The sequence below is a fragment of the Collinsella sp. AM31-2AC genome (assembly GCF_003469285.1).
Lineage (GTDB): Bacteria > Actinomycetota > Coriobacteriia > Coriobacteriales > Coriobacteriaceae > Collinsella > Collinsella aerofaciens_AT.
Genome location: NZ_QSJB01000011.1, coordinates 1 through 14977 on the forward strand (window position 1 = coordinate 1; position 14977 = coordinate 14977).

A 14977-nucleotide genomic window follows, 5' to 3' on the forward strand; every position below is an offset into this window, starting at 1 on the left:
GGGCCGTGTTCCGCTATGCGGTTGTCAATTTGCGAAAGAAATTATGCGTCACCGCAACAAGTGCGAGCGGTAGGTATTGATCTACAACCGTTGGGGATTGAAAAAAGCAGTAGCCGAAAACGTAATATCTTCCGATTTGCGCGGCATAAAAAAATAGAGGGCGTCCCATAAAGAGAAGCCCCCTTGCAAAACGGCCGAACCGCTTTTCGAAGTGGGAAATATTTTGCACCAGATGCCTAGGAATCGCAAGAAGGCATATCTTCAGCGTCACAGAAATACCATGCGCCGATCACTTTCGACAAAAACGAGAAGGAGGAAGTTATGACCTCCGCACCTTTATAGTAGTTGATGTTGCGATTTGCCCTAGAAATAAACTTGGAAAGCGATTGTGCTTTGTGCTTAATAACGCCTTTAGACGACACCTCTTTGTGCAGATATAGCGTTGTGACAATCTGGCGTATTCGCTCATTGCTCATCCTTGCCTTACGCTGATAAGAGCCAATCCCATCTATTTTGCTCAATGCCTTCATAACACCGTTATTTGCCCTTCGGGCATTCTCACCCGAAGCAAGACCATTAAGAATGCAACTATTGTGAGCACACGCGTTGCGGAGATCTTTTGCCACGCGAAGCAAATAAAACCTATCGCGAAGCTCATCATCGTCAAACCGTTTGGCGCAAAACAAAATGAATGAATTAAAGGCGCCAAAGGTAATAACTTCCAGAAAGGCCCAGACAGGCATATTAAAACCACTGTATTTTGCAAGAATGCCTGCAGAATAGGCACTCGACTCACAACGTGAAATCTCTTTTTTGACCCAGTTGGTCACATTCCCCTTGCTATCAAATGTATCCTGCTCGCTTAAATAGTCTTGAACGATTTCGTAACCGTCCTCGGCATGCTGCTCTATCCTGCCCAGCAAGTCAACTTTGCAGAAGTGCTCAATATCAAGAGTGAGCGAAATCATCTCGTTTCGAAGCAACATATCAATAATCGAAAGGTCAACAAGCATCTTGAAATCTAAGTTGACATATTCACCCTTGCGTTTTCCATCAGAAACCTTTGGAAATCCGGTGCGGTACGAGCGCAAGCGAAAGTAATTGTTGTTCTTCGTCAGATACTCGACCGCCTCTGCCTCGCTCATATAGCGGAAACGGACACCCTTGCTCTTAAGATGGGAGACTTGTTCCCGAGGAGTAAGCCAAGGCTTTTGATCGCACATATCTTGTTGACGAATAGGACTATTCATTGCGCTCTCCAGCGTATTTGATGAAATAACAAATCTAATTTTATCCTAACTGTAAATACCTAATAAACAGCCGGACGCTCATGCAAATACATCATGGCACGCCGCCGCCCTATGCTGGATTTCCACATCACCTCGCACTATAGCGAGAAGTACTCGCTCTCGGCAGATAGGTTCGGCCCCAACCATGGATCGCCCGTCAAGAAAAACTCAGGCCAGCGCTGCATGAACAGCGCTTGCTCGCGCTTCCAGCGGCGCAGCTTTTCCTCGTTGGCCTCTTCCCTGCCACGCGAGGTGAACTCGTAGTGATACAGCTCGGCATAGGGCGTATAGATGGTGCGGTAGCCCGCCTCCCATACGCGCAGGCAATAGTCTGCGTCGTTAAAGCCAACGGCGAATTCCTCGTTGTAGCCGCCGACGCGCTCAAATACGTCGCGTCGCACCATCTGGCAGGCACCCGTTACGGCGCTAAAGTTGCCCGGGCGCACAGCGCGGGCAAGATAGCCCTCGCGCTTTGCCGAGAAGTCCTGGTTGGCATGGGCAAGTGCGCCACGCACGCCAACCACAATGCCCGCGTGCTGCACCAGATGATCGGCAAAGTAGAGCTTGGCGCCCACCACGCCCGCATCGGGACGCTGCATATAGCCCATCATCTCTTCGATAAAGTAGGGGCTTATGACCTCGGTGTCGTTGTTCAGCAGCAGAAGGTAATCGCCCTTGGCATGCTCCACGCCAAAATTAATGATCTGAGAGTAATTGAACTCGCCCGGCCAGTACACAACGCGCGCGATGCCCTTGCCTTCAGATGCTGCAGCCACGCGCTCTGGCAGGGTTTCGTAATACGCAAACGTCTCCGGGGCTTCGCTGTTGTTCTCCACCAAGACAATCTCGTAATTGGCATACGTGACTCTCTGGGCGATCGACATTACACAGGCGTCGAGCGTCTCAATGTGATCCTTGGTGGGAATCACAATGCTCACCAGCGGCGCAGGCTCCGGCAGCGCATAGCGCATGCGGTAGACAAACGGCGTCTCGGTCTCCTCGACCGTCCCGTGAACGCCCAACGAATCAAAGTGGCGCTGCAGCGCAAGGCGCCCGGCCTCGATGGCATACGGCTTGCTATCGGCAGAACCATCGGCGGTCGATCCCGGATGCACGCGCCAGTGATACAGCACGTGCGCAACATGTTCAAACCGTGCGCCCGCCGCAAGGCAGCGGAGCGTCAGGTCGTAGTCCTGGGCACCCGCAACATCTTCCGGAGACATGCCAATGCGATCGATAAGTGCCTTCTCCACCATCAGAAAATGCGTCACGCAGTTATGGCTATAGAGCAGGTCGACGTTGAGCCGCGTCTTAAAGACCGGCTGGCCCCACTCCCCCGTTTTCTGGAACATGTCCTCGTCGCAGAACAGGACCTGGGGACGCTCGCCCTCGGCAACCTTGTTCAGCGCGGCAACATAGTGGAATAACGCGTCCGGTTCCAGGATGTCATCGTGGTCCAAGAACGCGATGTAGTCGCCCGTCGCTTGCTCAATACCAGCGTTGGTGTTGAGCACAATGCCGCCGTTGCCGGGAAGCTCGATGCGACGAACGCGCTCGTCGTGAGCGCCTGCCGCAAGGGCGGCCACCGCGTCCCATTCGGGCGAGGCGTCCATAAGGAGCAATTCCCAGTTGTCATAGCTCTGGGCTAGCACCGAGTCCAGCAGCTCGCGCAGGTAGACCCGATCAGTCTTGTAGCACGGCACCACAATGCTCACAAGCGGCCTATAGGCAAAGGCCGCCGAAGCGACACGCTGGCACACCAAATCGGCCGGCTTTGCGCGATGTTGCTCAAACCAACGCCGATAAGCTGCGTCGTCTGCACGCGCGTCCTTCATGCGGTTCCAGCTATCGTCGACCATGCCGTTGTACAGGCGACCATCCATAGCGCAAAACCCGTTCTGGATCCGCTCTGTGGGATCGCTCACAATCGCGACAAAATCTCGTATATCCTGAGGCATCTCCACGCTCAGATACGTTTTATTGACGCGGCATCCGTTCTGTTGCGGCACGTCGACCTGCGACTCAAACACATGCACGGTGACATCGATGGCGTTCATATGCGTATCGAAGATCTGGAGCTCAGGCGCGCACTGGGGGTCTCCCGCCCAGGTAACCTCATAACGCCACACCGCGCCGGCGTCTGCCGGCAAATAGCGAATGGCATCGATCTCGTAGCGACCGCAGCATTCACCACGCTGCGCGTCGCGGATAAGCGCGCACAGCGCAGGCTTTGCTTTGTAGTTAATCTTGGATTCCAGCTTGGCAATACGACTATCAAGGCGAATAGAGCCCAGCCTTTTGCCGCCGGACGCAAATGAGACGTCAATTGTAGAGCCGTCCATAAACGGAAGCACCAAGACGACGAGCTCGCGCTCATAATCGGCAACGGAGGGACAAAGCGCAAGCACGCGGCCATGATCGACCGGGAGCACCAGCGACGGCACACAAGAACCGCTCGTCGTCGCATGGGCAAACGCCTGGGAACCCTCCCGCTCTATAAGCGCGGCGACATTCTGGCCGTAAAAACGAAGCAGCACAAACAGACGGCCCTGACTGCGGCAAAGTGCCAAACGCTTGATACTCATCTACACTTCTCGCTTTCCCAGGGCGTTCGCTGCCATGCGTTTGCAGGCACCCAGGCGTCCAAACCTCAAGACGTCGTAATCGAACATGAGCTTTTTGCATACACGGGCATTGGGGGCCTTGCTGGTAAGCGCCGCACGCACCATAGCAGCAACAGAAGGAGCGCATTGTGCGAGCGCAGCATCACTGCCCACGGCAGAACCGTCAAGCGCCGCGGCGACGGCAGCAAACACCTTGCCGCAACCCGAGCTCAGCAGCCTGAGTGCATCGTACAGCACCAGATCGCACAGGAAGTATGCCAGGTCATCGGCATGCTGGGCATCGAGCCCATCACGGCGCCAATCGGCCAGCACCGCTGAGTAAATCTTCACGTGCTCCAGCAAACGTGTCTCGTCGTCATAGCGCATGGTGTCCATGAGCGAGCCTTTGCGTGCCACGCGATAGTCGTACAGCTTGTTCGAGATTAGCGCGGTCTTGCGCGAGCGACCGTACACGGCAAAATCGAAGACCTGATCCTCGCCATACTTAACGGTTTCATCGAACACGATCCCGTTGCCCAGTAAAAAAGCGCGCTTACAAGCGGTGCGCCATGCAAAGGGGCGAGACGCTTCCTTAAACAGCAGGTCGGAGCTATAGCCCTCAAACGACACATCGCGCGGGCTCAGTACATAGTTAAGCCACGGATACCCCGCCTCCAACGGATACGGGTTTGCGCCAAAGGTCAGAACGTCGCAATCCTCACGCTCAAAGGCATCGACGATTACACGGCACGCATCGGGCGTAAAGCGGTCGTCGGAATCCAAGAACGCGACGATAGGAGCCGAGGACGCAGCGATACCCGCATTGCGGGCGCTCGACAAACCGCCGTTGGGTTTATCGACAAGCTTAAAGCGCGTATCCTTTCCGCAATAGGCAGCGGCGATGTCGCGCGAACCATCCGGCGAGCCGTCGTTGACCAGCACGCCTTCCCAATCGGGCATGTCCTGCGCAAGCAGGGAGTCCAGGCACCAGGCCAGGTACTCCTCCACGTTATAGATGGGAACGACAACGGAAATCTTGGGGGTAGCCATAGTCAAGTGCTCCTACTGTGCGACCGGAACGTCATCGGGGTGCGGATTATCACCGTAGGTGCGCTGATACGTCAGCACGCGCCAGACCAGCGGCAGGCCGCCGATCTTAAAGTAGTGCTTAAACGTATTGATCTTGCCCGGCTTCTTAAAGTCAAAGCGCGAATCGATATAGGCGCGGGGCGATTTGACCATCAGGCGCAAGTCGGTCTCGCCACGCGGATCAAACAGCGACAGGTCAAAGCGACCGGCATCCCAATCGGACTTGAGCTCGGGAGAGGCCTTCTCCCAAAACTGCTCGCGCAGCCCATCGACCAAGCGCTCATCATTCCAGCGATACGTATCGACCTTCATGCGCATTAAAATGCCCTGAAGCCGAGCCTTAAGCTCGGGGCGTCCATCCAAAAAGCGCTGCATCTCGGCATATTCGTCGCAAACGCAAAATACCTTGTTGGGCGAATTAACAGAGCTCTTCTCGTTATCCTGGCGATAGCACAAAATGGGGTCCGCAATAAACGCGGCACGCTCGGCGCAAGCCCAAACCTTAAAGTTAAAGCCTGCGTCCTGATACGAGGCTCCCGGCGTGGGAAGGAACCGAATCTGATTGTCGTTGAGGAACTCGCGCCGATAGATAGCCGACCAAATGGAAGGTTTGCGGTAGAAAATGCCCGGGCGATCGACGGGGCGATAAGCGGCGCCCGTCATATGCTCGTCGATGATCCCAAACAGCTCACGGCGTTCGCTGGGCGTGGACCAATACAGGTAAAAGTCGCCCTTTACCACATCGGCATGCTCAGCATCGGCCTTGGCGACCAGCTTTTGGAGCGAGTCCTCAAACATAAAGTCGTCGGACTCAAGGATACCCACGTACTCACCGCATGCCATCTCCAGGCCGCGGTTCATCGAGTCACCGTAGCCGCTGTTGGCTTTGTCGATCATCTTTACACGGGGGTCGCGCTCCATGTACTCGCGGATGATATCTGGTGAGCTATCGGTGGAGCCGTCGTTGATACAGATGATCTCGATGTCCTTGAGTGTCTGCGCCACGGCGGAATCGAGGCACTCGCGCAGGTAGCGTTCGACATTGCAAATGGGGACGAGCAGCGAAACTTTAGGGGTATCAGAGTTCTGCAAGAGAACCTCCTGTTGAATAGCGTATAACAGGGTTATTTTAGCAGCCGAGTTGCGGCGGGCGGCAGCGCTTGGAATTAGATAAAGCGCTCCAGGCAGGCTTTGAGACCGCGAGTCGAAAGATAGAACAGCGTTGCGTCTGCCATCGAAACGCCCGCGGTCGCCGCAACGAGCTTGTGGGCAACACGGCGAACGGCGCCCTTAGCAGGCATGTCCGCCCACTCCGTTCCCAAAAACGTCGTGAGATCCATATTGACGCGAACGGCTACACGGCGGTAGTCATTAGCGTCCAAGCGTGCCAAATCAAACACAATAAGGTCCAGGAACCAAGTGATCAGCTCGCCGGGGCACAGGTCCAAAAGACCGTAGGCCGCCCAGTCCTCCAGGACCTCCTCGAGCATCCTCATGTGGGCGTCAAGCTTTTTGGCGCGAGCCTCGGCACTGTTGAACTCGTGCGTCGCCGATTCGCTCTCCATCACGTAGTGGTAGAACTTATCCGGCATGACGACGGTCTTGCGGGCACGCGCATAAGCCACAAATTGGAAAACGACGTCCTCGCCCAAAGCCAAACCGGGGGCGAAGCGAATGCCTTCGCGATTGAGCAGCTCGCGCGAAAAAGCCGCACGGCAGGCATAGGGCTGAGCATTCGTATGGAACAGCAGTTGGGGATCACGGGCGCCGAAGGTACCAGCTTTGGGGCTCATGAGTTGCTGGACGCGTTTGGGGGCAGCATCGGCAGGTTCACAGACGCCGCCAAAAACGGCGGCCTCGGCATCTGCAGACTCCATGGCATGCAGCACGCGCTCGACCGTCTGGGCATCAATGTAATCGTCGGCGTCCACAAAAAAGACGGTCTCGGCCTCGGCGGCATCGATACCGGTATTTCGAGCACACGAGACGCCCGCGTTTTCCTGGTCAATCACCAGTACGCGATCGTCGGCCTGCGCAATCCGGCGCAACACGTTCAAGGAATCATCGGTCGAACCGTCGTTAACGCAGACAACCTGAATCGAGCGCTCCGACTGCGCCAACAGCGAATCGAGGCATCGCTGAATGGAGCGCGCAGAGTTGTAAACGGGGACGACAATGGTAGCTTTAGGACACGAGGCCTCTCCCATGCCGACCTACCCCCTCAGCGATTCGATGAGGAAGGCGGCGACCACGCCAGGGCCTCCAACCGAGGCGTAATACTTAGCACGTCCCAGGGCGCCGTCCGTCGCAAAGTGCGGATGATCGTCAACCCAGCCCTCAGGATCTTTGAGGATGGCAGCGAGGTTCGCACGCTTCCACGGCTTGAGGTCGTCAAGCGAAAACTCCCCCGCGTCCAAGGCCGCCTGAAATTCCTTGGCCATCTGCACCAGGAAGTCCTTATAGAACTTAGGCGCCAGGCGCACGTAGTTCCACATATACGAATCGTACTTAATGAGCTGATTGAACTTGAGCATGCGCGCGACTTCATCACTTGCGTGGTCACGGGCATAATCCTCTCGGATCCAGCGCTCTATCTCGGCATACTCGGCATTGACGCAGAAGACCTTGGCGGTAGAGTTAACCGAGGAGCTCTCGTTGTCCTGGCGATACGAGAGCACAGCATCGTGCAGGTAAACAGCCTTATCGGCGCACGCGATCACCTTAAAGGCGAATGACGTGTCCTGAAAGGATGCCCCCGGAGTCGGCAGGAACGTAATGCCGTTGCGCTCAAGAAAATCGCGACGGTACACGGCCGACCAAATCGACGGCTTTTGCTTAAAGAACTGAGTCGTATCGCTCGGGTGTACCGGCTTGCCGCAATCCTGAGGTCTAAACATCTCGTGCAGCGAACGGCGCTCCTCGGGCTTAGACCAGTAGAAGTCAAAATTCGCCTTCGCAAAGTCGGTGTCAAAGTGTTCGGCCGCTGCCACAAGTTTTTCCAGCGCATCGGGCGCCATAAAGTCATCGGACTCCAGAATGCCCACGTACTGGCCGCGCGCCATCTCGAGCCCGCGGTTCATAGAGTCGCCGTAGCCGCTGTTGGCCTTGTCGATCATCTTCACACGCGCGTCGCGCTCCATATACTCGCGGATAATCGCCGGCGAGCTGTCGGTCGACCCGTCGTTAATGCAGATAATCTCAATATCCTTAAGCGTCTGCGCCAGGGCGGAATCGAGGCACTCGCGCAGGTAGCGCTGAACATTGTAAATGGGAATAAGCAGCGACAGAACAGGGCTGCCAGAGGCGTTAGTAGACAAATGTGCTCCTTAGGAAATACCTTTCGTTTCATGGTATCAAAGGGTCAGCGCGCCAGCGGGCGTTTATATAATCTATGGAGCCTCTTGCGGGCAAAGTAGCCGCACGTCATGCGGCGGGCCCATGGCAGGTTCCTGCGTTTTATTCAAAGCTTGCCGACAAGGTGCGGTGAGCCTTTACAATAGAACAGTCCCAAGGACGTATTCGATAGCTTCCGCGCAGCGCTCGCCCGCCGCGCGTGAAAGGATATATTGCCCCATGCCTTCGACCCTTCCCGCTCCCATCGATAAGCTCGCCATCGTTGTCGTTACGTACAAGCGTCAGGAACTCCTGGCCAACTTGTTCGACTCCATGACCGAGCTCACGGCAACGCCCTGGCGCATCGTGATTGTCGATAACGAAAATTCGCGCGAGACCGAGGCCATGTGCACCGCATTCAACGAGCGCCTGGCCAACCTGTGGGGCGTCGACACCGATCTGCCCGACGCAAAGGGCGGCACCGACCGTGTCATCTACGCCCCGCAGCTCGAAAACGGCGGCGGTGCGGGTGGCTTCTCCGCTGGCACTAAATGCGCCTACGATCTGGGAGCCCAGTGGTTCTGGGTCATGGACGACGACGTGCTCGTCATCCCCGAAGGCATCGAGCGCTTGGCCAAGTGGACCGACCGCTACGATGTTATCCAGGGTTCGCGCCTGGACTTTGACGGCGGCGCCTTCTTTTGGCAGTACCAGCTCATCCTTTCGCTCGGCATCCCTAACCCCATCGCCAAGTGGGATCTGGGTCCCGAGGGCTACCGCACCATGAACCAACTGTGCTTTGAGGGCGGCATGTTCTCGCGCCGCGTGGTCGACAAGATTGGCCTGCCCGACGCGCGCTTCTTTATCTACGGCGACGATGCCTGCTACGGCTACGTGGCCAGCCAGCACTTCCCCGCCGCCGTGGTTGCCGACGTGGTGCTCAAGCGCGCCCGCGCCGTCTCCAACTGGGATATCGCCGGCAAACGACAGCTCAACTCCACGAGCGACACCAACCGCTACTACATCATGCGCAACCGAGGCTTCCTCGCTCGCTATATGCAGATCTACGGTGACTACCACCCCATGCTGTTCCGTCTGGGCAATGCCGCGACCTTCTGCAAGGAGTTCATTCGTCTGGCAGCAGTCGACAAATGCTTTAAGACCGGCATTCCGGCGCTGCGCCGCGGCATGAAGGACGCCCGCAAGATCGTTAAGGATCCTAACTGGAAGCCCATGCCGCCCCTGAAGGACGCGGAGTAGTAAAGGGCTTTCGCCCGCCGCTACAGTCGTTGGCACACCACGGACACACGCTGACCGTCAAAACCAAAGCCCCAACGCATGCGCCCGACGGCGGGGCGCGGCACGCGGATATCATCGATGCCGTCGCGCTCGATTTCGAGCAGCGCCTGAACCGCCAACAGTTCCAGGCCCAGGGCATCGACGCCAGGGTCGTACATCATGTTGATCGTAATGAGCGGTCGCTCATCGAGCATGCCGAACGTGTCAGCCACGTCAAACACCCGACCGGTGGGAATCACCTGGATATCCCAGCGATCCGAGACGCCACTTCGCTTGGAGCTGGGATTGCAATAGCCAGGCAGTCCAAAGCAGAGCCCCTGAAGCACCAGATGATAGGCTGTCGGCATATCTGATTGGCCCACATCGATGCCCAGATCGCCGATAGCACAGCTCAAAGCTTGCTTTACAGCGTCCTCGTCTCCTCGACACAGCCCGTCATGGAACGAGTCGATAACTCCAACGTCCTCAACGGCGCACTCAAACCATTCCAGAATTACAAGACGGAGCGCCTGACGCACTTCGTTGTTAGGCAGACGCAGGGAACGAAGGCACGCGCCGTTTTCCGAATGCCCCGTCATGTCCGTCGTAAGAAATCCAGACAGATACAGCGCTGTCCAGATATCTTCGGGCTTGGCGGCATCGGCCTCCTCGGCATGCACATGCACCGGCGCCTCAATAAACCCATGTGGCTCAAGCAAATCGAACAATGCGGACAAGTGTATGAGGTTCCAGTCACCGATGCATGCGCTCAGACTGTCGGCGTAACCATACAGATCCGCCCGAACAGGCGCGACGCAACCGCGATGCGCGTAGTCCACCACACGCTCCGGGATCGAGCAATAAAAACCACCAAACAGATAGCCCTCGAGCCACTCACGCGCGTCATCCAGACAGTCGTTGCGACCGATGCGATCCAACAGCACTTGGACTTCGTCGTCCGAAAAACCGAACCATCGATCACACCAACTCGACAACGGTGTCGCCGACCGATAGGAAACCCCACGCTGGGACAACGCAAACTCGGCAGGACCGGGGCGTTCGCCCATCAGACACGTCAATCGCAACGAGTCGCCGGCGTCGGCAATGGTGTCGAACAACATTCGGCTGAGCGACTCTAGGGAATCCACGCTACCATCGTCCTTAGCGTCCAAACGCTTTGGACATACCGCGTCGTAGTCGTCTATCAGGAAAACAACCTGCTCATCGAAAGCTGTCCGGAGCAGCTTAATAAGCACGCCGAGCGTCGCATCGATCTCCTTATCGCTGGCCACTCCACGCGCCGTCCTCTCGATAAGACGAACCTCACGTCTTGACAGATCAGGCGCGACAAGCAGTGGCAGCAATCGGGCGCACTCGCGCACGACAGCGCCGCGAATAGCTGCCGCAGCACCAGCGCCATGCCTCGAAGCGGCAGCTGTAAAGTCGAGCATAATGACCGGATAACACGCGTACTCATCACGATAGCGACCGCCGCCCGCCTGCCAAATCTGGGTGCAGATGAACGGGCTTCGATCCAACAGCCGGTGATCAGGTCGTTCCAAATAGTATTTGAGCATCGATAGATTCACGCTCTTGCCAAAACCCTTGGGTCTGCAGCAAAGCGCAACAGATGCTTCGCTGTCCAATATATCGGCAATAAACATAGTCTTATCGACGAGTAAATACCGATTGATCGCATCGGAAAAGTCGTGTACATCAACCGGCAGAGCTGCGTTATCCGCATAATTGAGCAACCGTGCGCCAAACGCATGAGCACCAACATCATTTGCCTGTTCAGACACCAAAACACCCCTCCCCAAATCGCAGCACGATGCCAATTGTAATGACCGCTTAGCACGTATTGATGTCGCCACGCAAACATATCGGGCAACGGTAGCAACATGGGGTATGAGGGGGCATAACGAATCGTTGCACAACAAAACGGGGTCCGATGCAATTGCACCGGACCCCGTCCCGACTCTAAAGGTATTCGACAACCGAGAGGCTACTCCTCAGAGCCGTCCTCCCCAGAGTTCTTCTGCTGATCGAGCTTATGCTTGCCACTCAAAATAGACGTGGCACCCAGCGTGGCCAAGCTTGCGCTGGCAAGGCTCGCCATCACGATGAGGTCGCCCGTCTTGGGCATGTTACCGCCCGAGGACTTGGTCGTAGTCGTCGTGGTCGTGGTGGTCACCGTTTTGGAGTCATTATGCTCCTGGACCTGGTCATCGGCATTTCCCTTACCGCTGTCCTCGCCCTGTTGCTTTCCGTCGTCGGTCTTGCCCGCGTCCTTATTCTGTTCGGACTTGTCGCTCTGCTCCTCAGAGCCAGAACCCTTATCAGATTCGGTCTTCTCGGAAGCCTCGTCCTTGGAGTCGCCCTTTGCGGCCTCGGTCTTTTCCGTGGAAACCTGATCAGAGTTGTCCTTGTTCTGGGTCGAGCCGTTATTGACACCAGCCATCAGCGAAGAGCCCAGCGTAGAACCAAGCTGCACGGAGAAAGAAGGCTTCTTGTCCGGCGAAGCAACGGGAGCGTCCGGCGCCTTATTCGAGTCGTCCTTGGAAGCATCGGAATCAGGGGTTGCGGCAGAGCCAGAACCGTTGTTAGAGCCGGTGTCAGCGGACGAATCACTCGAGCCGGTGGATGAGTCAGAGGTGTCAACGTCGGTCGAACCAGAAGCGTCGCTGTCCGTATTGCCGGCAGAGCTTGAAGACGAATCGCCCGCAGCAGAGCCGTTCGAATCGGAGCCGTTCGAGGTAGAGCCGTCGTCGGTAGTACCACCAGCAGAACCATCACCGTCAGTATCGGTCGAGGGCGCGTCCATCCTGTCATCGTTGGCATCGTCACTCGAGTCGTCATTCGAATCAGGTGTCGGCGAGGGCGCCGGCGTAGGCTCGGGCTGCACGGGCGTCGCAGCGGCAGCCTCGTCCTCAGCGATATAAACCAAGCAGTCCTTCAGCTCATTCTTATAACGATTCTTCCAGCCCTCATGATACTGGGGCTGGCTCGAATACTTGGTGGCGACATTGTTGACCACGCTGTTGGAAAGCGCCGTCACAAACTCGCGATCGGTCATACTGTTAGAAAGGTTTGCCCAGCGGAAGAAGTCCCTGCAACCACCGGTGCCGCACATGTTGGTGATACTCCACACCATGCCCTTAACGCAATCGGCGCGGCCCGAAACATCAATGCCCAAGCCGCTCTTGAGCCACGCCTCGGTCACCGCATAGTACGAGTTGTACGCATAGGCATCTTGAAGTGCTGAGAACTCAACAGGATCGGTGTTGTACGCACCTTGGAAGGCATCTTGCGCGATATGGCCCAGCTCGGTGAGCCGGCCGTTCTCGTACATGGCATTGCTCGCGTTGGAAATCTCGCTGCCGCGATCAATCGCATCCTTGAGCATGCTGTATTTTTCGGGGCTGTAGTTGTAGACCTGCTTCATAAACGGAATGAGCGACCAACGACGGTCGAACTGGTAATAGCCCAGCGCGTTGTAGCCGTCACCATACGAAAAGCCCTGGTTATAGTTGCCGTGGCTCTCGTACTTGGTAAAGTACTTCATCTCGGCGGTCACGTTGACAAACGAAACGCCCTGAACCGACCTCAGCACGCCCGAGAAGGACTGCTGGGTATAGAGACCCTTATCGATATCGGTGGCATCCGAGGCAACGCCCGGCGTGGGCTCCTCGGCAGCGGCGGGTGCCGGCGCGGAAACGGCGCCAAACGAAAGCGCCAGCGTCAGGCCCGCGACAATCGCGGAATGCTTAGGCTGCATAAGATCCTCCCTGCATTGGTGTAGTTAAAGTGCGGTTTGCAAAGATAGAGTTAAGTATTGCAGCTCACCCGTTGTTGCACAACAACCCCTCGGTAAACGGCAACAACCCTCCGCAAAATCTTAAGGAATTGCGTTCAACCTACAGCTTAATGTCGAAGTTAATTTCTGGAACGGCAGCCAAGTCGGCCAACGTCACGCCGTCGACGTACTTTTCGATCACGTCGTCCAGACCGCGCCAGAATTTGACGGTCGAGCACAAATCGCTGCGGGTGCAGCTGTTGTCGATGCCATCGCACGCCACGGGCGCCGTGCTGCCCTCGACGGCGCGCAGGATGTCGCCGGCGCGCACCTCGGCCGGGTCCTTGGCCATCATGTAGCCACCGCCTTTGCCGCGCACACTCTTAAGCAGACCAGCCTTCATAAGCGGACGAACCAGCTGTTCCAGATACTTCTGCGAAATGCGCTCGCGGTCGGCAACCTCACGAAGGGCAATCTTGCCCTCGGCGTCGCCCAGCGCCGCGATATAGATCATCAGCCGGAGGGCATAGCGGCCCTTGGAAGAAATGAGCATACCTACCCTCCCATCGCATCTGGGACAACATAACCAGGTTTGTTTGTCCCAAATCTTAAGTAAGTGGGACAAACACAACAGGTTATTTTGTCCCAGAATTTGAAAAGTCGAGTGTATTAGTCGGGTTTTCCCTTGACTAACTCCGAACCCATAGTAACTTTATTCCGAGAAGATTCCTAGGGTTTAGTACACCTATGAGTACACCATACACAGAGAGGTACAGCATGAGCGCAAATCCGCTGCTTTCTATCGAGGGTCTGACCGCCTCCGTGGACGAGAAGACGATCCTCCACAACGTCAACCTCAACGTCGCCGCCGGCGAGACCCACGTGCTGATGGGCCCCAACGGCGCCGGCAAGTCCACCCTCGGCCACCTGGTCATGGGCGACCCCGTCTACACGGTCAACGACGGCCGTATCGTCTTTGACGGCCAGGACATAACCGAGCTCACCACCGACAAGCGCTCGCGCGCCGGCCTGTTCCTGAGCTTCCAGGCCCCGGTCGAGATCCCTGGCGTACCGCTGTCGAGCTTTTTGCGCGCCAGTATCGCCGGCCGCCCCGGCCTGGAGATGAAGGGCAAGGAATTCCGTCGTCGCGTCAAGGAGCTCGCGGCCGAGCTTAACATGGATACCGCCTACCTCAACCGTGAGCTGGGCGTGGGCTTCTCGGGCGGCGAGAAAAAGAAGGTCGAGATGCTCCAGCTTCTGCTGCTGCAGCCCAAGCTCGCCATCTTGGACGAGACCGACTCCGGCCTGGACGTCGACGCCCTGTCCACCGTCAGCCACGGTATGGACGCCTACCGCAAGAGCTGCGACGGCTCCATGCTCATCATCACGCACAACACGCGCATCCTGGAGCACCTGGATGTCGACCGCGTCCACGTTATGGTCAAGGGCCACATCGTGCGCGAGGACGATGCCTCGCTGATCCCCTGGATCGACAAGAACGGCTTTGAGACCTTCGAGCGCGAGGCCGCCGAGCAGCGCGCCCAGGCCGAGGCCGCCGCTGCCGAGCAGCAGGCGTAAAGGGGCGACGT

11 protein-coding genes are annotated in these 14977 nt (G+C 57.0%); 2 read left to right on the forward strand and 9 right to left on the reverse strand.

The genetic code is table 11. The features are described 5' to 3' along the window. Positions 1-236: 236 nt before the first annotated feature. The 6 genes from DW796_RS06345 to DW796_RS06370 all read right to left on the reverse strand — a co-directional run bounded on the left by DW796_RS06345 (position 237) and on the right by DW796_RS06370 (position 8298). Positions 237-1250 carry an Abi family protein gene (locus tag DW796_RS06345; RefSeq protein WP_118094612.1) on the reverse strand — a complete coding sequence of 338 codons (1014 nt, stop codon included), beginning with the start codon at positions 1248-1250 and terminating at the stop codon, positions 237-239. 137 nt (positions 1251-1387) lie between these two features. Continuing rightward, positions 1388-3874, reverse strand: coding sequence for a glycosyltransferase family 2 protein (locus tag DW796_RS06350; RefSeq protein ID WP_118094613.1), 2487 nt, complete (start codon positions 3872-3874; stop codon positions 1388-1390). After that, positions 3875-4942, reverse strand: a complete 1068-nt coding sequence (locus DW796_RS06355) for a glycosyltransferase family 2 protein (protein WP_118094614.1) — start codon at positions 4940-4942, stop codon at positions 3875-3877. Between the two features lie 12 nt (positions 4943-4954). Then, positions 4955-6073, reverse strand: coding sequence for a glycosyltransferase family 2 protein (locus tag DW796_RS06360; RefSeq protein WP_158567704.1), 1119 nt, complete (start codon positions 6071-6073; stop codon positions 4955-4957). 74 nt (positions 6074-6147) lie between these two features. Next, the gene (locus DW796_RS06365) at positions 6148-7188 is read right to left on the reverse strand and encodes a glycosyltransferase family 2 protein (RefSeq protein ID WP_118094616.1); all 1041 of its coding nucleotides are present in this window, start codon (positions 7186-7188) and stop codon (positions 6148-6150) included. 6 nt (positions 7189-7194) lie between these two features. Then, the gene (locus DW796_RS06370; RefSeq protein ID WP_118094617.1) at positions 7195-8298 is read right to left on the reverse strand and encodes a glycosyltransferase; all 1104 of its coding nucleotides are present in this window, start codon (positions 8296-8298) and stop codon (positions 7195-7197) included. A gap of 256 nt (positions 8299-8554) precedes the next feature. Between DW796_RS06370 and DW796_RS06375 the strand changes: the two genes are divergently transcribed. After that, positions 8555-9574, forward strand: coding sequence for a glycosyltransferase (locus tag DW796_RS06375; RefSeq protein ID WP_118094618.1), 1020 nt, complete (start codon positions 8555-8557; stop codon positions 9572-9574). A gap of 20 nt (positions 9575-9594) precedes the next feature. Here DW796_RS06375 and DW796_RS06380 read toward each other — a convergent pair whose 3' ends face one another. The 3 genes from DW796_RS06380 to DW796_RS06390 form a co-directional block, all read right to left on the reverse strand. Next, a complete protein-coding gene (locus DW796_RS06380; RefSeq protein ID WP_158567705.1) occupies positions 9595-11394 on the reverse strand; it encodes an AAA family ATPase in 1800 nt (599 codons plus the stop codon). A 203-nt stretch (positions 11395-11597) separates the two neighbouring features. Continuing rightward, positions 11598-13370 carry a hypothetical protein gene (locus DW796_RS06385; protein WP_118094620.1) on the reverse strand — a complete coding sequence of 591 codons (1773 nt, stop codon included), beginning with the start codon at positions 13368-13370 and terminating at the stop codon, positions 11598-11600. A 139-nt stretch (positions 13371-13509) separates the two neighbouring features. After that, positions 13510-13941, reverse strand: coding sequence for an Rrf2 family transcriptional regulator (locus tag DW796_RS06390; RefSeq protein ID WP_117735619.1), 432 nt, complete (start codon positions 13939-13941; stop codon positions 13510-13512). 224 nt (positions 13942-14165) lie between these two features. Between DW796_RS06390 and sufC the strand changes: the two genes are divergently transcribed. Continuing rightward, positions 14166-14966: a Fe-S cluster assembly ATPase SufC gene (gene sufC / locus DW796_RS06395; RefSeq protein ID WP_006235561.1), complete on the forward strand. Its 801-nt coding sequence runs from the start codon at positions 14166-14168 to the stop codon at positions 14964-14966. The last annotated feature ends 11 nt before the right edge of the window (positions 14967-14977 follow it).